Annotated in this window: 23 protein-coding genes, 2 tRNA genes and 1 pseudogene; 15 read left to right on the forward strand and 11 right to left on the reverse strand. The window is 63.4% G+C overall.

The genetic code is table 11. From position 1 onward, the window contains the following. Nucleotides 1-39: 39 nt before the first annotated feature. The 5 genes from hrcA to hemW all read left to right on the forward strand — a co-directional run bounded on the left by hrcA (nucleotide 40) and on the right by hemW (nucleotide 4,688). Complete coding sequence (hrcA, locus tag ACH2DW_RS05065; RefSeq protein WP_394928631.1) at nucleotides 40-1,035, forward strand: heat-inducible transcriptional repressor HrcA; 996 nt, start codon at nucleotides 40-42, stop codon at nucleotides 1,033-1,035. Between the two features lie 65 nt (nucleotides 1,036-1,100). Next, nucleotides 1,101-2,222, forward strand: coding sequence for a molecular chaperone DnaJ (gene dnaJ, locus ACH2DW_RS05070; RefSeq protein ID WP_394928632.1), 1,122 nt, complete (start codon nucleotides 1,101-1,103; stop codon nucleotides 2,220-2,222). Between the two features lie 12 nt (nucleotides 2,223-2,234). Beyond that, nucleotides 2,235-2,936 carry an RsmE family RNA methyltransferase gene (locus ACH2DW_RS05075; RefSeq protein WP_394928633.1) on the forward strand — a complete coding sequence of 234 codons (702 nt, stop codon included), beginning with the start codon at nucleotides 2,235-2,237 and terminating at the stop codon, nucleotides 2,934-2,936. 98 nt (nucleotides 2,937-3,034) lie between these two features. Next, nucleotides 3,035-3,544, forward strand: coding sequence for a transcriptional regulator (locus tag ACH2DW_RS05080; RefSeq protein WP_394928634.1), 510 nt, complete (start codon nucleotides 3,035-3,037; stop codon nucleotides 3,542-3,544). A gap of 70 nt (nucleotides 3,545-3,614) precedes the next feature. Then, nucleotides 3,615-4,688: a radical SAM family heme chaperone HemW gene (gene hemW, locus ACH2DW_RS05085; protein WP_394928635.1), complete on the forward strand. Its 1,074-nt coding sequence runs from the start codon at nucleotides 3,615-3,617 to the stop codon at nucleotides 4,686-4,688. A gap of 3 nt (nucleotides 4,689-4,691) precedes the next feature. Here hemW and ACH2DW_RS05090 read toward each other — a convergent pair whose 3' ends face one another. Beyond that, the gene (locus ACH2DW_RS05090; protein WP_394928636.1) at nucleotides 4,692-5,204 is read right to left on the reverse strand and encodes a DoxX family protein; all 513 of its coding nucleotides are present in this window, start codon (nucleotides 5,202-5,204) and stop codon (nucleotides 4,692-4,694) included. A gap of 94 nt (nucleotides 5,205-5,298) precedes the next feature. Here ACH2DW_RS05090 and ACH2DW_RS05095 point away from each other — a divergent pair. From ACH2DW_RS05095 to ACH2DW_RS05105, 3 genes are all read left to right on the forward strand, one after another. Continuing rightward, nucleotides 5,299-5,375, forward strand: a tRNA-Val gene (locus tag ACH2DW_RS05095). A 133-nt stretch (nucleotides 5,376-5,508) separates the two neighbouring features. Then, a complete protein-coding gene (locus ACH2DW_RS05100; RefSeq protein WP_394928637.1) occupies nucleotides 5,509-6,090 on the forward strand; it encodes an RNA polymerase sigma factor in 582 nt (193 codons plus the stop codon). Nucleotides 6,091-6,181: 91 nt separating this feature from the next. Next, nucleotides 6,182-6,838 (forward strand): anti-sigma factor, encoded by a 657-nt coding sequence (locus tag ACH2DW_RS05105; protein WP_394928638.1) that lies wholly within the window; start codon nucleotides 6,182-6,184, stop codon nucleotides 6,836-6,838. A 59-nt stretch (nucleotides 6,839-6,897) separates the two neighbouring features. On the opposite strand, the gene ACH2DW_RS05110 is transcribed toward ACH2DW_RS05105, so the two are convergent. Beyond that, complete coding sequence (locus ACH2DW_RS05110; RefSeq protein WP_394928639.1) at nucleotides 6,898-8,007, reverse strand: acyl-CoA dehydrogenase family protein; 1,110 nt, start codon at nucleotides 8,005-8,007, stop codon at nucleotides 6,898-6,900. A gap of 202 nt (nucleotides 8,008-8,209) precedes the next feature. Between ACH2DW_RS05110 and ACH2DW_RS05115 the strand changes: the two genes are divergently transcribed. Further along, on the forward strand, nucleotides 8,210-10,447 hold the full coding sequence (locus ACH2DW_RS05115) for an NADP-dependent isocitrate dehydrogenase (protein ID WP_394928640.1): 2,238 nt from the start codon (nucleotides 8,210-8,212) through the stop codon (nucleotides 10,445-10,447). 101 nt (nucleotides 10,448-10,548) lie between these two features. Here the strand turns inward: ACH2DW_RS05115 and ACH2DW_RS05120 are convergent, their stop codons facing one another. From ACH2DW_RS05120 to ACH2DW_RS05135, 4 genes are all read right to left on the reverse strand, one after another. Continuing rightward, the gene (locus tag ACH2DW_RS05120; RefSeq protein WP_394928641.1) at nucleotides 10,549-11,814 is read right to left on the reverse strand and encodes a citrate synthase; all 1,266 of its coding nucleotides are present in this window, start codon (nucleotides 11,812-11,814) and stop codon (nucleotides 10,549-10,551) included. A 255-nt stretch (nucleotides 11,815-12,069) separates the two neighbouring features. Further along, a complete protein-coding gene (locus ACH2DW_RS05125; protein WP_394928642.1) occupies nucleotides 12,070-12,399 on the reverse strand; it encodes a DUF1330 domain-containing protein in 330 nt (109 codons plus the stop codon). A gap of 38 nt (nucleotides 12,400-12,437) precedes the next feature. Then, nucleotides 12,438-13,802, reverse strand: a complete 1,365-nt coding sequence (locus tag ACH2DW_RS05130; RefSeq protein WP_394928643.1) for an acyl-CoA carboxylase subunit beta — start codon at nucleotides 13,800-13,802, stop codon at nucleotides 12,438-12,440. Nucleotides 13,803-13,883: 81 nt separating this feature from the next. Continuing rightward, a complete protein-coding gene (locus tag ACH2DW_RS05135) occupies nucleotides 13,884-14,822 on the reverse strand; it encodes a LysR family transcriptional regulator (RefSeq protein ID WP_394928644.1) in 939 nt (312 codons plus the stop codon). A gap of 234 nt (nucleotides 14,823-15,056) precedes the next feature. On the opposite strand from ACH2DW_RS05135, the gene ACH2DW_RS05140 reads away from it, so the two are divergent. From ACH2DW_RS05140 to fabZ, 3 genes are all read left to right on the forward strand, one after another. After that, entirely contained in the window at nucleotides 15,057-16,541 is a 1,485-nt protein-coding gene (locus ACH2DW_RS05140) for an HAD-IB family hydrolase (protein ID WP_394928645.1), read from the forward strand. Between the two features lie 113 nt (nucleotides 16,542-16,654). After that, a complete protein-coding gene (locus tag ACH2DW_RS05145; protein ID WP_394928646.1) occupies nucleotides 16,655-17,695 on the forward strand; it encodes a fasciclin domain-containing protein in 1,041 nt (346 codons plus the stop codon). 96 nt (nucleotides 17,696-17,791) lie between these two features. After that, nucleotides 17,792-18,220 (forward strand): 3-hydroxyacyl-ACP dehydratase FabZ, encoded by a 429-nt coding sequence (gene fabZ / locus ACH2DW_RS05150; RefSeq protein ID WP_394928647.1) that lies wholly within the window; start codon nucleotides 17,792-17,794, stop codon nucleotides 18,218-18,220. 32 nt (nucleotides 18,221-18,252) lie between these two features. Here fabZ and ACH2DW_RS05155 read toward each other — a convergent pair whose 3' ends face one another. The 5 genes from ACH2DW_RS05155 to fabD all read right to left on the reverse strand — a co-directional run bounded on the left by ACH2DW_RS05155 (nucleotide 18,253) and on the right by fabD (nucleotide 22,718). Beyond that, nucleotides 18,253-19,440 carry a beta-ketoacyl-[acyl-carrier-protein] synthase family protein gene (locus ACH2DW_RS05155; RefSeq protein WP_394928648.1) on the reverse strand — a complete coding sequence of 396 codons (1,188 nt, stop codon included), beginning with the start codon at nucleotides 19,438-19,440 and terminating at the stop codon, nucleotides 18,253-18,255. Then, nucleotides 19,440-19,676, reverse strand: a complete 237-nt coding sequence (gene acpP, locus ACH2DW_RS05160; RefSeq protein WP_394928649.1) for an acyl carrier protein — start codon at nucleotides 19,674-19,676, stop codon at nucleotides 19,440-19,442. Before acpP ends, ACH2DW_RS05155 begins: the two co-directional genes overlap by 1 nt. 73 nt (nucleotides 19,677-19,749) lie before the next feature. Continuing rightward, entirely contained in the window at nucleotides 19,750-20,499 is a 750-nt protein-coding gene (gene fabG, locus ACH2DW_RS05165) for a 3-oxoacyl-ACP reductase FabG (RefSeq protein ID WP_394928650.1), read from the reverse strand. Further along, on the reverse strand, nucleotides 20,496-21,485 hold the full coding sequence (locus ACH2DW_RS05170) for a beta-ketoacyl-ACP synthase III (RefSeq protein WP_394928651.1): 990 nt from the start codon (nucleotides 21,483-21,485) through the stop codon (nucleotides 20,496-20,498). Before ACH2DW_RS05170 ends, fabG begins: the two co-directional genes overlap by 4 nt. 57 nt (nucleotides 21,486-21,542) lie before the next feature. Further along, on the reverse strand, nucleotides 21,543-22,718 hold the full coding sequence (gene fabD, locus ACH2DW_RS05175; protein WP_394928652.1) for an ACP S-malonyltransferase: 1,176 nt from the start codon (nucleotides 22,716-22,718) through the stop codon (nucleotides 21,543-21,545). 134 nt (nucleotides 22,719-22,852) lie between these two features. On the opposite strand from fabD, the gene ACH2DW_RS05180 reads away from it, so the two are divergent. The 3 genes and pseudogenes from ACH2DW_RS05180 to ACH2DW_RS05190 all read left to right on the forward strand — a co-directional run bounded on the left by ACH2DW_RS05180 (nucleotide 22,853) and on the right by ACH2DW_RS05190 (nucleotide 24,187). Further along, nucleotides 22,853-22,929 (forward strand) — tRNA-Leu (locus ACH2DW_RS05180). A gap of 659 nt (nucleotides 22,930-23,588) precedes the next feature. Then, nucleotides 23,589-23,822, forward strand: a pseudogene (locus tag ACH2DW_RS05185) (hypothetical protein); the annotation flags it as partial. Then, complete coding sequence (locus ACH2DW_RS05190) at nucleotides 23,819-24,187, forward strand: hypothetical protein (RefSeq protein ID WP_394928653.1); 369 nt, start codon at nucleotides 23,819-23,821, stop codon at nucleotides 24,185-24,187. The pseudogene ACH2DW_RS05185 and the gene ACH2DW_RS05190, both read left to right, overlap by 4 nt. Nucleotides 24,188-24,230 lie beyond the last annotated feature (43 nt).

Raw genomic sequence — 24,230 nt, forward strand, 5'->3', positions numbered from 1 at the left:
ATCTGGCTCATCGGCGGGCGAAGTAGGATGACCTCCACAATGTTGGACGATCGCAAGACCGCCATTCTCAGCGCGGTGATCCAGGAGTACATCGCCACCGCGCAGCCGGTCGGATCGACGCATATCGCTGCAGCGCGAAACATTCAGGTCTCCTCGGCGACCGTGCGCAGTGAGATGAGCCATCTTGAGTCCGAAGGTTTTTTGGTGCAGCCGCACACCTCGGCGGGCCGCGTCCCGACCGACAAGGGGTACCGGTACTACGTCGACCATCTCACAACGCCTGGCCGCCTCGACAAAGCCACGACCCGCCAGGTCGGTGACTTCTTCTCCGCAGCCCACGGTCGGCTCGAAGAGATGCTGCACCAGACGTCGAATCTGCTCGCCGAACTGACGAACAACGCCGCGGTCGTCGTTGGCCCGAAGGCGGAAGCCATCCCGATTCGCCGTGTCCAGATTGTCTCGCTGTCATCGACGATGGCGACCGTCGTCGCCGTGTTCGCCAATGGCACGGTCGAGAACGTCAGTATTGAGATTGACGAACTCGACGACGATGTTTGCCTCGCTACGGCGTCGGCTCACTTGTCAGCAGGACTGTCGGGCTCGGTGCTCGGCGCGGTGACGCAGGTCAGCCCAACCAGCGATGCATCGGTCGATCGGCTGACCCAGGCCGGCCTGCAAGGGCTCTTGCAACTGGGTGCGGGCGATCAGGTGTTTACCGGTGGTGTGTCTGCCGTGGCCGACGCGTTCGATGCGGTTGAGGTCGTCAGGTCGGTACTGCACACCCTGGAGCAGCAGTTCGTCGTGGTCTCGCTCGTCAGTGACATTGTTGGCCGCGGTATGTCGGTTGCCATTGGGCTCGAGCACGGAGTTGAGCCGCTGTCGGCCTGCTCGGTCGTGGTCGCACCGGTTGTGGTCGACGGTGAGCACCTGGGTTCAGTCGGTGTGCTCGGGCCGACCAGGATGAACTATCCCCAGGCGCTTGCCACGGTCGAAGTCGTCAGCGAACAGCTCGGTCACCGCATCGAAGAGGGCTGATGTCTCGGTCGGCCACCAGTCCGACCGTCTCGCACCGCACTTTTCACGGCATCATGTAGGGCGTCATGGCTGACTTCTACGAACTCTTGGGTGTTTCGCGCGGCGCGAGCGCGGACGAAATCAAGAAGGCATACCGAAAACGCGCCCGCGAGCTTCATCCCGACGCGAATCCGGACGATGCGGAAGCAGAAGCGCAGTTCAAAGAAGTCGCTCGTGCCTATCAGGTGCTCTCCGACGACCAGCAGCGTCAGCGCTACGACCAGTTCGGCGAAGCCGGTGTCGGCGGCGGCTCCGGCGGGGGCCAGTCGGGCGAGGACATGTTCGGCGGCGGTCTTGGCGACATCTTCGACGCGTTCTTCAGCGGCGGCGGGGGTGCTCGCCAGCGTGGTCCGAGTGGACCGCCACGCGGCCAAGACCTTGAGATTGTCGCTGACCTGACGCTGGAGCAAGCGGTGTTCGGCGACCAAGTCAGCGTCGACTTGAAACTGCCGGTTCGGTGCGACGACTGCGATGGCAGCGGTGCGGGCGAGGGAACCAAGCCGGTCAGCTGCAGCGACTGCGGCGGTTCGGGACAAGTGCAGCGCGTGCGTCAGAGCCTGCTTGGTCAGATGGTCACCGCAAGCCCGTGTGGCCGGTGTGGCGGCATGGGCGAAGTCATCGCCACTCCCTGCTCAGCATGTCGTGGCCAAGGTCGTGTCACCGTCGACAAGACGTATCAGGTCGATGTCCCCGCGGGCGTCGACACCGGGTCCACGCTGCGGCTGACCGGGCGTGGGGCAGCGGGCCCGCGCCGCGGCGGCAACGGGGATCTCTATGTGCATCTGCGAGTGGCACCGCACGAGCGGTACGAGCGCGATGGGAACGATCTTGTCACCGACGTCGGTATCTCGATTGCGCAGGCCTCGCTCGGCACGTCGCTCACTCTCGAAACGCTTGACGGCGATGAAGCCCTGGTTGTTCCTGCAGGCACACAGTCGGGCCGGGAGTTTGTGCTGCGCCAACGCGGCGTTCCGCACCTTCACGGCCGCGGGCGTGGCGACCTGATCGCGCGCATCCGCGTCGATGTGCCCACGAAGCTGACCGATGACGAAGTTGCTTTGCTGACCTCGTACGCCGAGGGGCGGGGCGAAGTTGTCGGCAACGGCAAAGAGGGCTTGTTCTCGCGAATCAAGTCGGCGTTTTCTTGATCGGTTGACATCATGACCGTTGACGAGGAGCGTCGGTCGGCGTCGACGCAGATCTTCGTCGCCGGTGACGTTCTTGACATCGATGGCCCGATCGTCCTCGACAGCGATACGGAACACCATCTGACGCGGGTGTTGCGGCTGAGCGAGGGCGAGCGCGTCAGTGTCAGCGATGGAGTTGGTCGCTGGAGGCTGGCGGGGGTGATTCATGCAGGGGGCTCGCTCGCGCTCGAACCCGTCGGTCCCGTTGTGGTGACACCGCGACCGCATCCACCGCTGACCATCGCGACAGCAATTCCGAAGGGCGATCGAGTTGACTGGTTGGTCCAGAAGGCTGTCGAAATTGGCATTGACACCGTGCAATTCCTCCACGCCGAACGTTCGGTGGTGCGATGGAAGGCCGAGCGCGCAGCGAAGCAGGTCGAGCGGCTCAATCGCATCGCACACGAGGCAGCCCGGCAGAGCCGCCGGGTCTGGCTGCCCGAGGTGCGACCACCGGTGCCCGCGCTCGATGTGCTGGCATCGTCGGTCGTCGCTGAGCCCGGCGGACGCGATATCGCAGTTGGTGACACGTTCATCTCGGTCGGCCCGGAGGGCGGGTGGTCGCCGAGCGAACTCGCCATTGCCACCGCCCAGGTCCAACTGGGTCACAACGTTCTGCGCACCGAAACGGCAGTCCTCGTGGCGGCCACTCTCTGTGTGTCGAACTCCCGCTGAAGCGTGGGTTCGGCTCCGATTCGATCTAGAATCAGGTGACCAGATCAACACGCTCCGCGGTTTAGTGGCGGGCACGACTGCTGCGAGGCTGATTTTTCATGGTGATTCTCGACGACGATGCTCCCTCGGCGTACAGTCAACAGGTGGGCGAGCGGCTGCGAGTGATCCGTAAGCAAAAGCGGCTGTCGCTGCAGGAAGTCGAAGCTCAGTCGACGCAAGAATTCAAGGCCTCTGTCTTGGGCGCTTACGAACGTGGCGAGCGGGCGTTGTCGGTCCCGCGCCTCGATCGGCTGGCCCAGTTCTACAACGTGCCGATCGAGCAGTTGCTCCCGCGGGAAGCGACCGGTTTTGAGGCGGCGGCCATCGATTCGCCGACCAATAAGAGGCTGGCTATTGATGTGTCGAAGCTTGTGCAGTTGAGCGGATCGCCCTTCGAGATGCTGGCGCGGTACCTCCGTCTCATCCAGGTGCAGCGTCAAGACTTCAACGGCCGGGTCATCACGGTTCGCGGCGACGACACACGCGCTATTGCGGCGATGCTTGATGTGCCGGTCGACCAGGTGGGAGACCGCCTCGCGGCGCTCGACTTGCTCTTCAGGCCGGTCTGATCGCGCGTCGAGCCGGCGCCGCTCGCCCGGCCTCGGCGTACCCTGATCTCATGGGGCACCAAGAACGCTGATGTTTGGCGTCTATCTCCACATTCCGTTCTGCTCATCGAAATGCGACTACTGCGCGTTTGCGACCTGGACCGATCGGCACCACCTCATTGATGCGTATCTCGCGGCGCTGCGCCGTGAGATCGGCCGTGCCGTTGAAGGGGGCATGCCGGTCGCTGACACGATCTTTGTCGGCGGTGGGACTCCGACGCTGGTGCCGCCCGATGACCTCGCGGATGTCATCGGGTCGATCCCGCGCTCACCCGACGCAGAAGTGACCGTCGAGTGCAACCCCGATGATGTCGACGTGGCCATGCTGCGCTCGTTTGTCGATGGGGGAGTGAACCGAGTGAGTGTCGGCGTGCAATCGATGTCCGCACACGTGTTGACCGCTCTCGGGCGGACTCACGATCGAGACAACGTCGCTCGGTCGGTCGAGGCGATTCGGGATGTTGGCGTGCCCACATTCAATCTCGACCTGATCTACGGAGCGGCCGGCGAGTCGATGGTCGACTGGCAAGACACGGTCGCTGGTGCGCTGGCGCTCGACCCGCCTCACGTGTCGGCGTATGGGCTGACGGTCGAGGCCGGAACCCCGCTTGCGGCTCAGCCGGATCGCCACCCCGATGACGACGATCAAGCGGACAAATACGAATTCGTCGACGAACAGCTGACAGCGGCTGGCCTTGCCAACTATGAGGTGTCGAACTGGGCTGTGCCCGGACATGAGTCGCGGCACAACTTTCTGTACTGGCGTCAGCAGAACTATCGCGGCTTTGGGTGTGCTGCGCACTCACACGCCGACGGTCGCCGGTGGTGGAACATCCGCACCCCCGACCGTTACATCGACGCGGTGAATGCCGGTGTCTCGGTCGAGGCTTCGTCGGAGACGCTCGATGTCAATCAACGTCGATCCGAGGGCCAGCAGTTGACGTTGCGCACGCGCGACGGTGTCGAGCGATCAGCCTTCGACGAGGCAACGCTGGAATTGGTGGGTGACATGGTCGTCGAGCATCCGACGGAACCCGAGCGTGTGGTGCTCACCCGCTCTGGTCGGCTGATGGCGAACGACATTTCGGTTCGCCTGCGCGACTGAGCGTCAGGCGTCGGTCTCCGTGTTGGCCTTCGGCGGCCGGTAGAACGCAGCGAGCAACCCGGCCGCCGCCACAAGCCCGCCGCCACCAGCGATTGCCAAGCCGACAAAGCCGTCGAGGTCGTCGTCGATGCCGACCGCAGCGTCGAGGGACCAGCCGCCTGGCCCGAGTAGGGCAATCGTGATGGCAATCACACTGAGGATGAACACGTACTCCCAACCCTCATCGAGGATGAAGAAACCCTTCTCCACGTGCACGGTGACCGCGGCAACGGTCATCAGCCCCACGAAGCCCAAGCAGGCAAATGTCGTGAGGAGGCCGGCAGCGAGAAACAGGCCGGCGAGTACCTCTCCGAATGCAGCGAATCGGGCGTGGATCTTTCCTGGACGCATCCCCATGCTGTCGAACCATCCGGCCACACCGTCAAGCCCACCTTTGATCTTGTTGACGCCGTGTGCTGCCAAGGTGAGGCCAGCGGCAAGGCGAAGAATGGTGAGGGCAAGGTCGAATTCGGTCACGATCTCGAACGTAGCGCCGTTCCACAGTCCCGAATCGAAAGCTGGCAGCCCGGGTGGGGAGCGGGTGTGTAAGTGGTATTCTGTCGTCCGCTACGGGCGTGTAGCTCAGTTGGTTAGAGCGCTACCATGACACGGTAGAGGTCCCGGGTTCGAGTCCCGTCATGCCCACCACAACGACCAGTTCGGCCCGGAACACCAATGGTGTTGCGGGCCGTTGTCGTTTTCGGTCGAGCACGCGACCGGGGCTTTCCCGTCGCGCGTGTCCGTAGTTTGGACGCTTGGAACGAATACGCTGGCGTCGGTCATGGAGCAGTTCCGTCCGCCGCACGAGGTACAACGTGACACCGAACTTGCGCTTGCCTTCCGTGACGGCGACGAAGACGCAGTGCGCACGATGTACGAGCGATTCGGCGGGCTGGTATTCACCGTCGCCCACCGGATACTGGGTGACGGGCAACGTGCCGAAGACGTCACGCAGCACGTGTTTCTCCAGGCGTGGCGTCATGCCGATCACTTCGATGCAGGTCGGGATTTTGCACCGTGGTTGGCCACGATCGCTCGCCGCGCTGCCATCGATGCGCTCCGCAAAGAGCAGCGGCGCCCGACCGAGGCGATTGATCATGCCGACCCGTCAGACAGTGCGCTCGTCACATTGCCGCCAAGTGCCGAACAGATCGAGACCGTATGGAGCGTGCGAACAGCGATCGACAGCCTTGATCCAAACGAACGCGAGGTCATCCGGCTGCAGCACCTTCAGGGTCACACGCACAGTGAAATCGCCGAGCAGCTCGGCGTTGCGGTCGGCACGGTGAAGTCCCGTTCGCATCGTGCGCACCGACGTCTGGCAACGCGACTCGGCCACCTCCGACAGGACGTCGACCAGTGATGCGGCATGCAGCAGATCGACACCCCGAACCGTTTGGCGATTCGCGACGTAGCGATGATCAGGACATGACGCTCCGGAACCGGGCAGGGCGATGAACGACAGCAACAACTCCGACAACTCAGACAATCTGGACGGCGTGCTCGATGCCGACATTGTGGCGTTGCTCGCTGACGCATCGACGTGGGTCGAGCCGCCATCCGGACTCAGTGATCGAGTCGTCGCTGCGGTTCGCAGCGAAGCCACCCTCGGAGACGACCCCGACCCGGTGTCGAGCCCGGTGTCGCTCGGGGCTGCTCCTCGTCGTACGTGGTTCCGCCCAGCGCTCGTCGGCGCAGCGGCCGCGATCACGTTCCTGTTCGGCGGCATCATCGTCCTCAGTGCACTCAGCGGTGCCGAGATTGGTACCGACGCGTTCTCTGCTGAGCTCACCTCGACCGGGCTGGTGCCGGATGTGGGAGGCAACATCGACGTCACGTCATTCGACTCCGGGCTGCGAATTGATCTTGACGCACCTGGACTCCCGCGGCGCGATGATGGAAAGTTCTATGAGGGCTGGGTGCGCACTGCCGATGGCGATCTGCTTCCGGTGGGCACGTTCCACGAGGGCAGCAACGTCACGCTGTGGGCGGGGGTCGAACTCGATCGGATCGAACTTTTCACGATCACCCTCGAAGAAGCGGCCGGTGGGAACGATCCCGGACAGGGTTCCTCGGGCGAGGTCGTGTTGCGGACCGCCATTCGGCCCTGATCGCAGGCGCCGTTTCGTTCGGTGTCGCCGACGTCAGCGTGTGCAGCGGCGGGGCCAGGTCAGTTGCGCGGTTCGCGAGGCAAGCCGAGCACGCGCTCGCCCAAGATGTTGCGCATGATGTTCGAGGTGCCGCCCATGATCGTGTAGCCGGGACCGTAGGCGAGGCCCTGCGTCACGTCGTCCCACAACAGCGCGTCGGCGCCGAATGTGCGTGCAACGAAGTCGGCGACGCGCTGCTCGTGTTCGGTGCAGAAGCACTTGGTTGCAGCGGAGAATCCCTTGGGCGCTTGGCGCAGCGTCTCGCGTGTCACCAAGATGCGTCCGAGGCGGTACCCGATCTCGAGCTGTGCGATCTCTTGGCGAACCTTGGCATCGGTCGTGTCGGCTCGCTCGACCGCCATGTCGAAGAGCGCCTTGTTCGACACGAGTCGATCGATGCCGCCGCGCTCATGCTCGAGCTGGGTCATCGTCTGTTTGAAAGCAGCGCCCTCGACGCCGACGAGATTCTCGACGGGCACGCGTGCGTCGGTGAAGAACACCTCGCAGAAGTGCTCGTTGGTGGTCATGTCCTTGATGCGACGGATCTCGATGCCGGGTGTGTCCATCGGGACAATGACCTCGGAGATGCCGCGGTGCGGCGGCCCGTCGGAGGTGGTCCGGCAGATGAGGTAGCAGTAGTCAGCGTCAGCGGCGAAGCTGGTCCAGATCTTCTGACCGTTGACGACGAAGTGGTCGCCATCGCGCACGGCTGTTGTGGTGAGCGAGGCAAGGTCTGACCCTGAATCGGGCTCGGACATGCCGATACACCAGGTGACTTCACCGGACAGCATCGGCGGAAGGAACTCAGCCTGCTGGTCAGCTGTTCCGTACGTGATCAGCGACGGGCCCATCTGCCGATCGGCGAACCACATTGACGCGATCGGCGCGCCGGCGGCAATCATCTCTTCGCCGACAATCAGTCGGTTGATTGCGGGCTGACCGCCGCCGCCGAATGCGGTGGGCCAGGTCATGCCGATCCAGCCGTTCTCGGCCATTTCCTTGGCGAACTCCTTGGAATAGCCGTTCATCCACGAATCGTTGTGCCGCCCGTACTTGGCAACACCGCCGGCTGCCACTTCGCGGGCGCGTGCACGCAGTTCGAGTTGTTCCGAGGTCCAGTCGAAGTCCATTGGAGGGCAGCGTAGATGCCCGTCGGGCGCGTCGCTTCAGCGAGCGTGGTGCTTGTGCCCGGTTGGGGTGTGGATGAGGCGGTAGAGATGACGAATCGTTCACGACGGGCTGGGAAAGCGCGTGAAAATCGTGGTAGACAAGTGAAAGACAAGTGTCCAGTCGTCTGCTGCCTGCAGTCGCTGCCCGAAGAAGGATCCCACATTGAGCAATTCGAAGATCATCTACACGTTCACGGACGAAGCCCCGGCGCTTGCGACGTACTCGCTGCTGCCGGTGATCGAGGCGTTTGCTGGTGCCGCAAATGTTGGCGTCGAGACACGTGACATCTCCCTCGCCGCGCGAATCCTGGCTGCCTTTCCGGAACGGATGACCGATGCGCAACGCGTTCCCGATGCGTTGGCCGAACTCGGTGAGATGGCACTGACGCCTGAAGCAAACATCATCAAGCTGCCGAACATCTCGGCCTCTGTGCCCCAGCTGAAAGCCGCTATCGCTGAACTCCAGGCGCAGGGATACGACCTGCCGGAGTATCCCGATGATGCCCAGACCGACGACGAGCAGGCGACCAAGGCCGCCTACGGCACGGCAATGGGCTCGGCGGTCAATCCGGTCCTCCGCCAGGGCAACTCCGACCGTCGCGCACCAAAGGCGGTCAAGGACTACGCGCAGGCCAACCCGCACTCCATGGGCGCCTGGTCAAGTGACTCCAAGAGCCACGTGTCCACGATGTCGAGCGGCGACTTTGCCCACAACGAACAGTCTGTCACGGTGTCCGAAGCCGGAACGCTGCGTATTGAGCACGTGGCTGCGGACGGCTCGGTGTCGATCCTGAAGGAATCGATTCCGGTGCTGGCCGACGAAGTCATTGACTCCACCGTGATGAGTGTCGACGCGCTGCGTGCGTTTCTCGCTGACCAAATCGCAGATGCGAAGGCAAAGGACGTGTTGTTCTCGCTCCACCTGAAGGCGACGATGATGAAGGTCTCGGACCCCATCATCTTCGGCCACGCAGTCCGTGCGTACTTCTCCGATGTGTTTGCCGAGCACGGCGACGCGCTCGCGGCAGCGGGCGCCAACCCGAACAACGGTCTTGGCAATGTCATCTCTTCGCTGTCGAACCTGCCCGCCGACAAGCAGGCCCAGATCGAGGCCGACATCGCTGCGGCGATCGAGAACGGTCCTGACCTCGCCATGGTCGACTCAGACAACGGCATCACCAACCTGCACGTGCCGAGCGACGTCATCGTCGATGCCTCGATGCCTGCCATGATTCGGACATCGGGTCAGATGTGGAACGCCGCAGGCGACCAGCAAGACGTCAAGGCAACGATCCCCGACAGTAGCTATGCAGGGATCTACCAGGTAGTTATCGATGATTGCATCGCAAATGGCGCCTACGACCCGACCACGATGGGCACCGTTCCCAATGTGGGGCTCATGGCGCAGAAGGCAGAAGAGTACGGCAGTCACGACAAGACCTTCGAAGCGCCCTCGGCCGGCACGATCCGCGTTGTTGATGTGTTGTCCGGCAGCACCGTGATGGAACACGCAGTGGCTGAGGGTGACATCTTTCGTGCCTGCCAGGTCAAGGACGAGCCGATCCGCGACTGGGTCCGCCTCGCGGTGAGTCGTGCTCGCGCCACCGGTGTTCCGGCTGTGTTCTGGCTCGACGCGAACCGTGCCCATGACGCCCAGTTGATCACCAAGGTCAACGAGTATCTGCAGGACCGTGATCTGGTGGGGGACACCAGTGGTTTGACCATCGAGATCATGTCGCCGGTCGATGCCACGAAGTACTCAATCGACCGCATGCGCGCCGGCGAAGACACGATCTCGGTCACGGGCAACGTGTTGCGTGACTACAACACCGACCTGTTTCCGATTCTCGAGCTCGGCACGAGCGCCAAAATGCTGTCGGTCGTCCCGCTTCTCAACGGTGGAGGACTCTTCGAGACCGGCGCAGGCGGCTCGGCCCCCAAGCACGTTCAACAGTTGGTCAAGGAGAACTACCTCCGCTGGGACTCCCTCGGTGAGTTCTTGGCGATCGCGGTGTCGTTCGAGCATCTCGCAGAGGTCACCGGGAACCAGACCGCGAAGATCTTGGGCGAGACACTCGATGCGGCCACAGGACAGTTGCTGCAGAACGGCAAGTCACCGGCACGTCGTCTCGGCAGCCTGGACAACCGCGGCAGCCACTTCTACATCGCGCTCTACTGGGCCCAAGCGCTGGCAGGGCAGACCGACGACCCAGCGCTTGCTGCGAAGTTCGCTCCCATCGCGGCGGAGCTTGCCGCCAACGAGCAGCAGATCGTTGACGAGCTCTGCGCAGTCCAGGGCAGCCCGGCAGACATCGGCGGCTACTACTACCCCGACGCAGTCAAGGCCAGCGCCATCATGCGCCCCAGCCAGACGTTCAACACGGTCCTCGCGACCCTCTGATTACCAGACCCTGAAAAAGCGTTGCGCCGACGAACACCCCCGATTGTGAGGGCATTCGTCGGCGCAACGTGTTGCTTGCGTACTGTTCGTCGGCGCTGAGGTCAGCGGTTGGCGAGGTCGATGTAGTTGCGCTCGCCGGGGCCGTCGTACCACTGGCGGGGACGGCTGATCTTCTGGGCCGGGTCGTTGAGCAGCTCCTGCCAGTGAGCGAGCCAGCCGACCATGCGGGGGATCGCGAACAGCACGGTGAACATCGACGTGGGGAAGCCCATGGCCTGGTAGATCAGACCGGAGTAGAAGTCGACATTCGGGTAGAGCTTGCGGTCGACGAAGTACGGGTCAGCGAGAGCCGCCTCTTCGAGCTTGAGCGCAACGTCGAGCAGCGGGTTCTTGCCAGTGACCTCGAAGACCTTGTAGGCGGTCTCCTTGATGATCGTCGCCCTGGGGTCGAAGTTCTTGTAGACCCGGTGACCGAAGCCCATGAGCCGGCCTTCGCCGTTCTTGACCGACTCGAGGAATGCAGGAACGTTGTCGATGGAGCCGATTTCGGTGAGCATCCGAACGACGGCCTCGTTGGCGCCACCGTGCAGCGGTCCGTAGAGCGCCGAGGCTGCGCCTGCAGCTGACGAGTACGGATCAGCATGGCTGGAGCCGATGACGCGCATTGCGGTGGTGCCACAGTTCTGCTCGTGGTCGGCGTGGAGGATGAACAACACATCCATCGCCCGCTCGAGAATCGGGTCGACCTCGTAGTCGCCGATCTTCCACATCATGTTCAAGAAGTTGGCGGCGTAGGACAGCTCGTTGCTCGGCTGGTTGTAGGGCAGGCCAACGGAGAACTTGTAACACATCGCCGCGATGGTCGGGCTCTTCGCAATGAGCCGGCGAATCTGGATGTTGCGCTGTGCGGGATCGTCGACGTCCTTGGAGCCGGTGTAGAAGGTGCCGAGCGCAGCGATTGCTGACACGAACATGCCCATGGGATGGGCGTCATAGTGGAAGCCCTCAGCGAACTTCTTGCGCATGTTCTCGTGGATGAACGTGTGGTGGGTGACGTCGTGCGTCCATTCGGTGAGCTGCGTCTCGTTCGGCAAATCACCGTTGAGGAGCAGGTACGCCACTTCGAGGTACGTGGACTTTTCGGCCAGCTGCTCGATCGGATAGCCGCCGTACCGGAGGATTCCGTTGGCGCCGTCCAGGTAGGTGATCGAGGACTTGGTCGATGCCGTGGACAAGTACGCCGGGTCGTAGCAGTACAAGGTCGGGTCCAACTCACGCAAAGCCGATGACGGGAAGACACCACCCTCGATGGGGACCGTGACGGTCTTGCCGGTGCGGTCGTCGGTAATGGTGATGGTTTCGGGCACTGTGGCTTCCTCCGGGCTCGAACGATGATGAACTGTCGGTCAGAGGTTCGCCCCGCCCGAACGCATCAAGATACTCGCGGTCGGGGCGAGTGCTCCAACCCGTGTGAGAACGTTGCGCACTTGTTGGCGGAGCTCGCACCTGCAGAGGTCGCAGATCAGCCCCATTCGCCGGACCAGATCAAATGCATCTGGGCGTCTGGTGATGCGCAAAATTGTCGGATGATTACCGTTGAGAGAAACCACCGACGCTGCGGGCTACGTGCCTGACTCGTCCGACTGGCGCAATGGGACGGGCATCGTGTCGTCGACGATGACAATGGTCGACTTCGAATACTTTCGGCGCATCTCTTTGACGGGCGCGTACTCGTCGCTGTCGACAAAGGCGTGTGCTGATGCCAAGTCGGGAAACGAGATGATCACGATCCGAGTCGGCGACCAGAGATCGTCGTCATCGACGCGCAGCTCACCTCCGCGTGCGAGGTACTCACCACCGAACTTCTCGGCGATGGGGCGGGCCAACGCCTTGTACTGCTCGTAGCCGGCAGGGTCGTGAACATCGGTATCTGCGATCAGATATGCGGGCATCGTCTGATCTTGGCACGCGGCCGTTCCAGCTCGGCGCGCTAGAGCGGCGTGTTGCCGTGCTTGCGTTCGACGATCATTTCGCGTTTGTCTTCCAACACGGCGAGTGCTGCCGAGATCTCGGCGCGCGTGTCGGCGGGATCAATGACGGCGTCAATGAAGCCACGCTCGGCGGCGACGTAGGGGTTGAGGAGGCGATCGGCGTAGTCCCGTTCGAACTCCGCCTTCTCTTCGGGTGTCGAGCGGCGGGCGAGAATCGCTGCAGCCTGTCCGGCACCCATCACGGCGATCTCTGCCCACGGCCATGCCAGGCAGAGGTCGTTACCCATCGTCTTGGAATCCATCACGATGTAGGCGCCGCCGTAGCTCTTGCGCAAGATGACGCAGATGCGAGGAACCGTGGCTCTGGCGTACGCGTACACGAGCTGGGCGCCATGACGGATCATGCCCCGCCACTCGAGGTCCTTGCCGGGGTAAAAACCGGGGGTGTCGACCAGCGTGATGATCGGCACGTTGAAGGCATCACAGAACGCGACGAATCGTGCCGACTTCTGCGACGCCGGAATGTCGAGCGTGCCAGCCAGCGAGATGGGCTGGTTGGCCACGATGCCGACAGGTCGACCGTCGATGGTGGCGAAGGCGGTGACGACGTTGGCCGCCCACCGATCGCGCAGCTCGAACAGCGAGTCTTCGTCAGCGATTGCAGCGGCGACCTGACGGACGTCGTAGCTACCCGTCGACGATTCCGGAATCTGCTCGCCAGCCTCGGGGCAGCGTCGATCCGGTGGGTCGTCGTTCGGCCAGCGAGGGGGTTCTTCGTCGACATGGTTCGGCAGGTACGACAAAATCGTTTCCACCGTCTCAAGTGCCGCGGCCCGGTCTGGGACGACGGCGGATGGCACGCCGGTGTAACGCGCATGGTTGGCCGCACCGCCGAGTTCGTCGATGTCGATTCCGACACCGGTGAACTGCTCGACCATGGTGGGACCCTGCACGAACGCGTAGCTGTCAGCGGTCATGACGGCAATGTCGGCAATTCCCAACAGGAGTGCGGGTCCGGACACGGCTGGTCCGTCGACGATGATCGCCGTCGGGATGACGCCTGAGCAGCGCGTGAGTGCAGCAGCCACGAGACCCCAGCCGTGCAGCGCTGCGATGCCCTCGACAATGTCGGCGCCGGCGCACGACATCATGATCACCAGGGGAATGCGTTGATCGAGCGCAGTGTCGATTGATACCGCAAGGAGCGACGAGGTTCCCGAGGTGAGACGGATGAGTTCGTCAGAGTCCTCGAACTCAACCCACACCACGGTGCGTTCGCCGAACTCGCGGACGTCGGCGTGTGCCTTCGATGGCAGGAGTCGTGAGAGCGCGAACGTCGAGTCCTGCAGAGGTGCCGTCGTCATTGTCCTCGACAGTACAGCTTAGAGCTGCAGCGGCTCACCTGCTGTACCCGAAGAGTTTCGGCAGTGAGGTGTCGGAGGTGTTCAATCGGTCCGGAGGGGATTGATTGCGCTGGTGCCGGGATGGACGCCGGCTTGCAGGTGCCCGCGTTCTGCAATGAGTGCCTGAAGCACCTCGAGGGTGGCCTGCGTCGGCGCGTTGGGCCCCGGCCGGCGGCGCCTGACAAAAGCGACGACACGCCGCGGGAGTTCGGGCACGCTGATCATTCGAAACGCTCCGGTGAGCCAATTGGGCACCGCCGTGGCGGGGACGACGGCAGCGCCGAAGCCGTCGAAGGCAAGCGAAGCCAGGAGACGCACGCCGTCGATTTCCGCCTGGGCGCGCAAGGTGATGTCCGCCGCCGCCGCAGCGCGTTCGAGCACCTTGCGGAGCGCTGAACCCATCGGGGGGAGCAGCAGCGGGACCTGATCAAGGTCGCGAAGCGGAATGGTCTCGTGCGCGGCGAGGGGGTGGCTTGAACTGGCGAGCAGGAACAGGTCCTCAGCGAAGAGCGGCTCGATGACCAATTCTGGGTCGTCGATCGGGAGGTGGACGAGCGCTGCGTTGAGGTGACCGGACAGCACGTTGGGAATGAGCGTCGAGGTCGCGCCTTCTTGAATGACGGTGCGGACGCCAGGGTGCTCGGTGCCGAGCCGACCGAGCATCTGGGGCACCAGCCAGCGCGCAGTCGTACCGATGACGCCGAGGCGCGTCTGGCCGGAGATGTCGGCGTCGCGACTCGCGACGTCGGCCACAATGTCATCAACTTCGTTGAGGACGCGCCGTGCGCGTTCGACAACGCGAGCCCCCTCGTCGGTGAGTTTGCCGTGTTGTCGATCGACCAGCGTGACCCCGAGTTCCTTCTCGAGGCGAGCGATGTGCGCGGAGACGTTGGATTGCACGGTGAAGAGCGCTCGCGCAGCCGCCGAGAACGTGCCATGGTCAGCAACAGCGACCAAGGTAGATAACTGCCGGACATCCATCGCAAAAAAAGATATCAGATATCTCAGTTATCTTCTTGGCAGATCACGTTCCGCATGTGCATACTTTCACAAGTAACACAGTCGACGTGAGAACACCCCCCATTGTTCCACTCGTCGGGAAGTCCACAACTGTTCCCCCAACAGCGGACATTCCCAGGTTGAGAGACCCGGATCCCCATCCGGGTCTTTCCCATTTTTCGGGTCCTGATCTGCACGCCAGCATAGAGTGACGGCGTGTCAGCATCCTCGAACAGCACTGCATTTCACGAGCCAGCGGACGGTGCGGTCGAGACCCACAACGGCGCTGCGTTCTTTGATCTCGACCGCACGTTGCTCGCTGGAGCATCCGGGGAGGTCTTCGCCGACGCCATGCGTTTGGCAGGACTGTCGTCGAAGCCGTTTCCCGGCGAAAAGTTGCTGTTCGGACTCTTCAACACGATTGGCGAGACGTTGCCGTCGATGGCGCTCGCACGCCAGGCGGTCACGCTTGCCAAAGGCCACTCCCAGGCGGCAGTCAGCGCTGCCGCTGATCAGGTAGCTGACCGTCTGGTCGCCATGGTGCAGCCGTTTGCCGATGCGGCCTTCGAAATGCATCGCACAGCTGGCCGGCCCATCGTGCTCGCCACCACGACGCCCTATGACCTGGTCAAACCATTCGCCGACCGACTCGGACTCGACGATGTGGTCGCGACGCGTTACCGCGTGCGAGAAGACGGAAACTACGACGGGACCCTGGAAGGACCCTTCGTCTGGTCCGCAGGCAAGCTTGAAGCCATCACGGCGTGGGCCGAAGAACATGGCATCGATCTCGCTCACAGCTACGCCTACTCCGACAGCGTGTACGACACACCGATGCTCGACGCCGTCGGCAACCCGGTGGTCGTCAACCCTGATCCGCGCATGGTGCTGATGGCTGCAGCTCGCCGATGGCCCACGATGAACCTTGACGTGTCGCCCGGCGTCGTCAAGATCCCTGTGGTGGGCCTGGAGGTGCAGCGGCTCGCGCTCCAAATGGCTCGTCCGGCCGCGTACCCCTACGCCCGGTTCGAAATCAGTGGCGTCGAGAACATCCCCGCAGACGGGCCCGTCATCCTGTGTGCCAACCACCGGAGTTACTTCGACGTCTCTGCGATGTCGATCGTCATCGGCAAGAGTGGCCGTACCGCACGATTCCTGGGCAAGAAGGAAGTCTTCGACGCTCCCGTTGTCGGACAGATCGCGACCGCAATGGGCGGCATCAGAGTCGATCGGGGAACGGGCTCGGACGAGCCGCTTCAGGCAGCTGCCGACGCGCTCGAAGGCGGCGAGATGGTGGCGATGATGCCCGAGGGAACCATTCCGCGTGGCCCCGCATTCTTCACGACGAAGCTCACCGGGCGTTGGGGCGCTGCCCAGCTCGCCCAGATGTCGGGTGCCACGGTAATCCCGGTCGGATTGTGGGGCACAGAGAAAGTGTGGCCGCGGTCGAGTCGCGGCCCGAAGATGCTGAACCTCACCGATCCGCCCATCGTGCGTGTCAGCGTCGGCGCGCCGGTTGCATTGAAGGGCAAGTCGGTCGATGCCGACACCAAACGCATCATGAAGGCGATCATGGCTGAACTGCCCGACGCGGCCCGAGTGGAACGCGCGCCGACACCGGCAGAGTTGGCGCTGACCTACCCGCCGGGCTGGACGGGGGACCCGGCGAACGAGGTCGACCGCCGCCCGGGCGACGACTGAATCCAAAGTTTCTTGAAGAATCTTCATCCGGGACTCGCCGGGCGTCGTAGAGAGATCAATGTCGCACACGCGGCGTGAACAACAGCATTCATCTCTCTCAAGGAGTCCCCCCAATGAAGCGCACCACCACTACTCGCCTTGCAGCCGGCCTCGTCGCCGGTGTTCTGGCACTCACGGCTTGCGGCAGCGACGGCAACGACGCTGACGTCGCCACCACCGAAGCTGAAGCCGCCGAAGCAGCCGAAGTCGGCACGATCGTCGACGTCGCTATCGCTGCTGGCACGTTTGACACCCTCGTCGCTGCGGTCTCCGCCGCTGGGCTCGCCGAGACGCTGTCGGGCGAAGGTCCGTTCACCGTCTTCGCTCCGACCGATGAGGCCTTCGCAGCACTGCCCGCCGGCCTCGTCGACGCACTGCTCCTGCCGGAGAATAAGGACGCCCTCGTGGCGGTCCTGACGTACCACGTCCTCGGTGCCGAAGTGCCGTCGTCCGACGTCGCTACCGGCGCTGTGGCCACCCTGCAGGGCGAAGAGATCGAACTCGTCGCCGGCGAAAACGGTGTGACCGTCAACGGCGCCAACGTCATTGCCGTCGACGTCGAGGCCAGCAACGGTGTCATCCACGTGATCGACAGCGTGCTCGTCCCGCCGAGCATCGACGCCACTGCCCTGCTTGTCGCTGACGCGATGGAATCAGAGGCGATGGAAGAAGAGATGGAAGTCGGCACGATTGTCGACGTCGCCGTCGAGGCCGGCTCGTTCAACACGCTCGTCGCTGCAGTTACCGCCGCTGGGCTCGCCGAGACGCTGTCGGGCGAAGGTCCGTTCACCGTCTTCGCTCCGACCGATGAGGCCTTCGCAGCACTGCCCGCCGGCCTCGTCGACGCACTGCTCCTGCCGGAGAATAAGGACGCCCTCGTGGCGGTCCTGACGTACCACGTCCTCGGTGCCGAAGTGCCGTCGTCCGACGTCGCTACCGGCGCTGTGGCCACCCTGCAGGGCGAAGAGATCGAACTCGTCGCCGGCGAAAACGGTGTGACCGTCAACGGCGCCAACGTCATTGCCGTCGACGTCGAGGCCAGCAACGGTGTCATCCACGTGATCGACGCCGTGCTCGTCCCGCCGAGCATTGATCCGAGCACACTCCTGAGCTGAGGTTCGAGAAGAACAACACATCCCACACGGCGCCGCCGGTGGTCGAGCTACCGCTCGATCACCGGCGGCGCTCCGCGTCTGGGCCAAGATGCGCAGATGAGTTCGTTGCCTGCACCGATCGACCTGCTTCCGCACCGTCCGCCGTTCCTGCTCGTCGATGAGCTGACTGCCTTGGAGCCGGGCGTGTCGGCGACCGGGATCTGGCGATTAACCGGAGACGAGTACTTCTTCCCGGGGCACTTTCCGGGCAGGCCGACGCTGCCCGGCGTGCTGATGTGCGAGTCGATTGCACAGGTCGGCGCGTGCGCCGTACTGGCCCACCCCGACTTCACTACCAAGCTGCCGCTCTTCGGGGGTCTCGACAAGGCGCGATTCCGCCGTCAGGTCGTGCCGGGTGACGAGTTGGTGATCGAGGTCGAGCTTGGTCGAATGTCAGCCCGTGCGGGCAAGGGCACCGGTACAGCCAAGGTCAACGGCGAACTGGCCACCAGCTGTGACCTGATGTTTGTCTTTGCCGACCGCTGAGCGCCTGTGCAGGCCGCACGTCAGTCAAGGGTCTAGGCCGGAGCGACGACGACGACTCCATTGTGGCCACCAAAACCGAAGTTGGTGCTGACCACCGGACCTGGTTCCCATGCGCGGGGTGCGCCGAACACGAGATCGATGTCCATCTCGGGGTCGACGTTGACGGTGTTCGCCGTTGGGGGAATCGCCTCGTTCTGAATCGATAGCAGCGCGGCGACTGCCTCGAGCGCTCCCGCCGCGCCGAGCGCATGGCCGGTGATGCCCTTGGTCGATGTGACCGGAACGGCCTGGGCGCCGAAGACCTGGGTGATTGCGGCAGCCTCGGCTGCGTCGTTCAGCGGAGTGGACGTGCCGTGTGCATTGACCTGCTTGACGTCGGCGGCGGCAAGTCCTGATTCGGCAAGCGCCAGCTCAATACATTTGATGGCACCGACGCCGCCGGGCGCCGGAGCGGTGATGTGATGCGCGTCGGCATTGCTCGCGCCACCGAGGATCTCGCCGAGAATGTTTGCACCACGAGCTTCCGCCGCCGACCATTCTTCGAGAATGAGCACTGCGCCACCCTCGCCCATGACAAAGCCATCGCGGTCGACGTCAAACGGCCGGCTGACACCAGCGGACGACAGGGCCGTCATGTTCGCGAAGCCGGCGATCCCGGTCGGGGTTCCGGCCGACTCGCAGCCACCAGTGACAGCAGCATCGAGAATGCCCCACTTGATGAGGCGCGCCGCGTAGTTGATCGCATGGCTGCCAGCAGCACAGGCCGTGACAATGGTTTCGCTTTGACCCTGCAACCCGTACCGCATCGAAATGGACGCGCCCGGAGCGTTGGCCATCATCATCGGCACCAGGAACGGCGACACTCGCCGCGGGCCCTTCTCGTTGTGAATGCCGATCTGCTCTTCGAGCGTGTGCAGCCCTCCGATGCCGGTGGCGAAGATGGTGCCGAAACGCCCAGGGTCGACGGCGACGGCGTCAACGCCGCCAACCTGATCGAAAGCTTCGCCTGCTGCGGCGAGCGCGAACTGCTCGACGCGATCAGCTCGCCGAGCTTGCTTGGGCCCATCGAAGTAGGGAGAGCCGTCCCAATCGTCGAACACGATGGTCCGGCCAACCGGAGCGGGCGGGCCGATCAGACCGTCCCAGTAATTGCTGGCCCCGATGCCGGCCGGAGCGACGACACCCAGGCCAGTGACGGCGACCCTGCGGCCGCCCGACATCAGAGCTTGCCAGCCACGAGGTCGTAGGCGTTCTGCACGGTCTCGACGCCTTCGAGTTCTTCCTCGGGCACAGCGATGTCGAATTCTTCTTCGAGTGCCATCACGAGCTCAACGAGGTCGAGACTGTCGGCGTCGAGGTCGTCGCCGAACTTGGCGTCCAGGGTGACGGCGGATTCTTCGACCGAGAGCACCTCGACGGCGCACTTGCGGAAGCGGGCGAACAGTTCTTCATTCACAGGAGTGTCTCCAGTTTGTTGGGGTGTTGATTGAGATTGTACGGGAACAGGTCGGCCACCAGCGGCTTCGCCGCTAGTGGCCCATGCCGAGGCCACCGTCGACCGGGATGACGGCGCCCGTGATGTAGGCGCCATCGGGACCGGTGAGGAACGCGACGGCGCCGGCAATTTCTTCGGGTTCAGCCATGCGGCCGAGTGGAACCGCATTGGTGATGTTGGCGAGTTGATCGTCGGTGAGTGCGGCAGTCATGTCGGTTGCGACCGGGCCGGGAGCGACAACGTTGACGGTGATCGACCGTGACCCGAGCTCGCGCGCAAGCGAACGGGCAAACCCGACAAGTCCCGCCTTGGACGCCGAGTAGTTCGATTGCCCAGCCGATCCGAGCATTCCGACCACTGACGACATGAGCACGATGCGCCCGGAGCGCGCCTTGAGCATTCCCTTGGCGGCTCGCTTGGCGACTCGGTACGACGCGGTGAGGTTGGCATCAAGCACCGAAGCGAAGTCGTCCTCGGTCATCCGCAGGAGGAGGCCATCCTTGGTGACGCCAGCATTCGAGACGAGCACCTCGACGGTCCCGCCAAAGTGCTCCTCGACCGCTGAGAAAGCGGCGTCGACGTCGTCGGTCGACGTGACGTCACACTTGACGCCGAATAACCCGTCCGGTGGCGGCGAAGAGTTGTAGGTGACCGCAACGCGGTCGCCATCGGCGGCGAACCGCCGAGCGCAAGCGAGACCGATGCCCCTCGAGCCGCCGGTGATGAGGATGATCCGACCGGTCGGCTCGCCCGATCCGGAAGTTGTGGTGGCCGAGTCGGTCACGCGGAAGCCTCCCCACTCTCGGGCACCAGTTCAGGATCGGTCGTGTTCCAGCGAACAACGGCGCTCGCTGCCGACATCCCGGCACCAAATCCGACGAACAGGACGAGATCGCCGTCACGGACCCGACCATCTTCGAGTGCTCGATTGAGGGCAAGCGGGATCGAGGCAGACGACGTGTTACCGGTCTTGTCGAGCACGATTGAGGTGCGTTCCATCGGGATACCCAGACGATCAATGGATGCCGAGATAATGCGGATGTTGGCTTGGTGAGGAACGACGAGCGCGATCTCGTCGGCCGAGACGCCAGCGTGGGCCATCGACTTCGTGGCTGAGTCGACCATGATGCGTACCGCTTTGCGGAAGACTTCCCGGCCTTCCATCTGCAGGGTTCCACCCGTTTCGGCGTACAGATGTCGTTCAGCCGTGCCGTCAGAGTCGAGGTCCCATCCGAGCATCTGTCCGGGGCCGTCGACGGCCTCAAGCACCGTGGCGGCCGATCCGTCTGCGAAGAGAATGGCGGTGTTGCGGTCGGTCCAATCGGTAATGCGGGCCAACGTGTCGGTGCCAATCAGCAAGACCTTTTCGGCGCCCATCGCAATGAGGCCGTGGGCGGTCACGAGTCCGTAGACCCAACCGGAGCACGCTGCGTTCACGTCAAATGCGCCACAGTTGAGGCCCAGCGCAGCCTGCACCGTTGAGGCAGTGGCGGGCACGGAGCGATCTGGGGTGGTCGTGGCGAGGATCAACGCGTCGATGGCATCAAGGTCGACGCCGGACATCTCCAGGGCGGCACGGCCGGACTCGATCGACAGGTCCGACGTCATCCCGCCAACACGTCGTTCGTGGATGCCGGTCCGTTCCACGATCCAATCGTGATCAGTCTCAAACATGTCCTCAAGGTCGTGGTTGGTGAGGACCTTTGGTGGGAGCGCCGAACCCCAGCCGGTGATCACCGCTCCTCGTACTCCTTGGTTGACTCGTGGCATCTCATCCCTCCAGGGATGACCGGGGGTGTCCGGCCAATTTTCAGTGTGTCTGCGACTTCAGTTGGTACGGAGCCAGGCAATGGGCTGGCGAGTGGTCACTCGTTCGGTGTCGACCGCGATGTAGCTCTGGAGGAGGCCGGCGAAGGCGGATCGGACTTCGTGCTCGCCAACGTGCCCGATCACGGTGCCGACGTTGATCGGTGATCCCTCACCGAGGGTTCCGAGTGGCTGAAAGACGCCGGTCGCGGGGCTGACCACGAGGCGTTCTGTTGCAAAAAGGTGCTCGCCGTCGAGCTGCGCTGCACCGGTGGGGGAGCCAGCATCGACCCACTCGATCAGTTTGTCGAGATCCTCGGGTGTAGAAACCGAGATGGTCCGCGAATCTTTTACGGTGCGTTTCGCCATCCCCGTGAGGACCCCGCCCGGGCCAAGTTCAGCGAAGTCGGTGACCCCAGCTCCGGAAAGAGTGAGCAGACTCTGCTTCCAGCGGACGGGGCTCGACAGTTGCGCCGACAGCAGGCTTGCCCACACGGATCCCTCGTTGTGGGCAAGGGCATCGACGTTGGCAACCACCGGCACGTCGGTGTCCCGTGGACGGGCTGCAGCGAGGGCTTCACGCAACCGATCACGCGCTGCGGTCATGAACGGCGTGTGGAACGCACCCGAGACCTGCAGCCCCATGACGCGTTTGGCACCGAGTTCTTTCGCATGCTCGCCCGCCGACTCGACGCCGGCAGGCGACCCGGCGATGACGACCTGACCTGGAGCGTTGTAGTTGGCAACCCAGACGTCAGAGTCGGCGCGGCGGCAGGCCACGTCGACATGGTCATCATCAAGCCCGAGGACGGCGGCCATCGTGCCCGGCTGTTCCAACCCCGCGTCGTGCATTGCGGCGGCACGAGCAGTCACAAGGCGAACGCCATCGTCGAACCCGAGGGCGCCAGTGGCAGTCAGCGCGGTGTACTCGCCGAGCGAGTGGCCAGCACAGAAGCTCGGTTCCAAGCCGAGGCGCTCCGTGGCATCGAGCACCATCAAGCTCGAAACGAACGTTGTCAGCTGAGCATTGCGCGTGTCGCGGAGCTCGTCGGCGTCAGCGTCGCAGAGCAAGGCGCCAACGTCGCGGCCGGCGACTTCGGAAGCCTCGTCGACGAGTTCCCAACTCTCATGGTCTTGCCACGGGCGGCCCATCCCCGGGCGTTGAGACCCCTGACCGGGGAACGTGAAGGCGAGCATTGTGGCGAGGTTAGACGCGCGACGACGATTTGTGCGGCTACCGCGGAGTAATTCCCACTCGCTCAGTGGGACGCGACCTGTCGGTCGGCCGTACGGTTCGCCGGACGGTGCGGATATCCTCTGATCAACAGTACGCCCTAGTAGCCCAATTGGCAGAGGCAACGGTCTCAAACACCGTCAAGTGTGGGTTCGAGTCCCACCTGGGGCACCAAAAACACCAGCTAGATCATGGTTTCTGGGCAAAGCCCTCGGAACACGAAAACCTTCTGCGCCCTCCCTGCGCCCTTTTCGATCCGAAAAAGTGATATGACGGCAAGGGCCGTTAGACGGTGCAGACTGCGAACACTTCGGGTCCGAAACATCTATCAACTGACAACGCTGCCCCCGGACTCCCTCGAGCACTTTCAGCAAACCTGCAGGGAACGTTGAAGCCAGCGCCAGCTTGACGGCGCAGGCTCGACACGATGACACCAACGTCGCCGCCGACGAGGCGTGAGAGAACTCTGTCCGTTCTCGCCGGTGGCCCGTTGGCACTGGTCGGGGCGGGGGTATGTTTGGGTCGGCTGCCGGTTTTTGAGTCTGGACGGACTCAGGAGTGATGGATTATCCATGATGGCGGAGCAGGTGGGGTTCACGCTCGTCGTCATCACGCTTGGCTTCTGTTACTTGGCCTGGAAAGGTACTGACTGATGGTTGACAAGTGGCCCGGTTGCCGACAACGATGAGGCACGGTCCTCGGCGTGCGGAGCAGTAGCGGTGGGCGTTGGGGATCTTTCTTTCTGGTCTTCGTTGCGGCAGTTGTCTTCGGCGTCGTCCCGTCTGCTGGAGCTACGGCACCCCTAAACCCGGGGGGACGTAAGAAACTGCTCGGACTTCGCTACCCAGCCCGAGGCCCGGGCCTGGCATGACTTCTACTTCCCGTATTATGGAGACGTGGCAGGATTGGATCGTGACAATGTTGGCGTTGCCTGTGAGGAGCTGCCGCCCGATTTGCCACCTCCTGGACCTGGCAGCGGATTCCATGGGGCGTGCCTTCTTGGTCCGCAAACCGAGGTACTGACCGGCATCGTGACGTACTACCTGCCGTCAGGATCATGCTCATGACTAAGACCCGGCTCGCTGGCCTCGTGTCAGGGACTTTCGCCATTGCCACTCTTGCAGCCTGCGGATCAGACACGGGACCTGATCTCGATGCTGGCATCGCTGCGTATCGAGCTGAACTTTCCGTTGGCGAAGACCTCAACGACGATCAACTAGAAGCCGTCGAGGACATTGTGCGCCACGGCTGCGAGTTCGACTCTGACAAAGCCCAGTGGGAGGTCTTCGTAGCGAAGCAGATCGAGGACTTTGACCCAGATGAAGACGTCGAACGCATTGAGGCGACGCAGACCGCTCGTTGGGCTGCGTGCCCGGAAGTGGCGCAGGATTATGAGGACACCGTGAACTTGTTCCTTGCGTTCTTGGAATAGGCCGTCATGGTTTCCCGTTCGGCGCTGCGTGGGCGTTTATTGC

This window comes from uncultured Ilumatobacter sp., assembly GCF_963980585.1.
Lineage (GTDB): Bacteria > Actinomycetota > Acidimicrobiia > Acidimicrobiales > Ilumatobacteraceae > Ilumatobacter_A.

Coding starts and splice junctions, on each gene's coding strand:
- hrcA (WP_394928631.1), top strand. CDS start 40: ATGTTGGACGATCGCAAGACCGCCATTCTCAGCGCGGTGATCCAGGAG.
- dnaJ (WP_394928632.1), top strand. CDS start 1,101: ATGGCTGACTTCTACGAACTCTTGGGTGTTTCGCGCGGCGCGAGCGCG.
- ACH2DW_RS05075 (WP_394928633.1), top strand. CDS start 2,235: ATGACCGTTGACGAGGAGCGTCGGTCGGCGTCGACGCAGATCTTCGTC.
- ACH2DW_RS05080 (WP_394928634.1), top strand. CDS start 3,035: ATGGTGATTCTCGACGACGATGCTCCCTCGGCGTACAGTCAACAGGTG.
- hemW (WP_394928635.1), top strand. CDS start 3,615: ATGTTTGGCGTCTATCTCCACATTCCGTTCTGCTCATCGAAATGCGAC.
- ACH2DW_RS05100 (WP_394928637.1), top strand. CDS start 5,509: ATGGAGCAGTTCCGTCCGCCGCACGAGGTACAACGTGACACCGAACTT.
- ACH2DW_RS05105 (WP_394928638.1), top strand. CDS start 6,182: ATGAACGACAGCAACAACTCCGACAACTCAGACAATCTGGACGGCGTG.
- ACH2DW_RS05110 (WP_394928639.1), bottom strand. CDS start 8,007: ATGGACTTCGACTGGACCTCGGAACAACTCGAACTGCGTGCACGCGCC.
- ACH2DW_RS05125 (WP_394928642.1), bottom strand. CDS start 12,399: ATGCCCGCATATCTGATCGCAGATACCGATGTTCACGACCCTGCCGGC.
- ACH2DW_RS05130 (WP_394928643.1), bottom strand. CDS start 13,802: ATGACGACGGCACCTCTGCAGGACTCGACGTTCGCGCTCTCACGACTC.
- ACH2DW_RS05135 (WP_394928644.1), bottom strand. CDS start 14,822: ATGGATGTCCGGCAGTTATCTACCTTGGTCGCTGTTGCTGACCATGGC.
- ACH2DW_RS05145 (WP_394928646.1), top strand. CDS start 16,655: ATGAAGCGCACCACCACTACTCGCCTTGCAGCCGGCCTCGTCGCCGGT.
- fabZ (WP_394928647.1), top strand. CDS start 17,792: ATGAGTTCGTTGCCTGCACCGATCGACCTGCTTCCGCACCGTCCGCCG.
- ACH2DW_RS05155 (WP_394928648.1), bottom strand. CDS start 19,440: ATGTCGGGCGGCCGCAGGGTCGCCGTCACTGGCCTGGGTGTCGTCGCT.
- ACH2DW_RS05170 (WP_394928651.1), bottom strand. CDS start 21,485: ATGCCACGAGTCAACCAAGGAGTACGAGGAGCGGTGATCACCGGCTGG.
- fabD (WP_394928652.1), bottom strand. CDS start 22,718: ATGCTCGCCTTCACGTTCCCCGGTCAGGGGTCTCAACGCCCGGGGATG.
- ACH2DW_RS05190 (WP_394928653.1), top strand. CDS start 23,819: ATGACTAAGACCCGGCTCGCTGGCCTCGTGTCAGGGACTTTCGCCATT.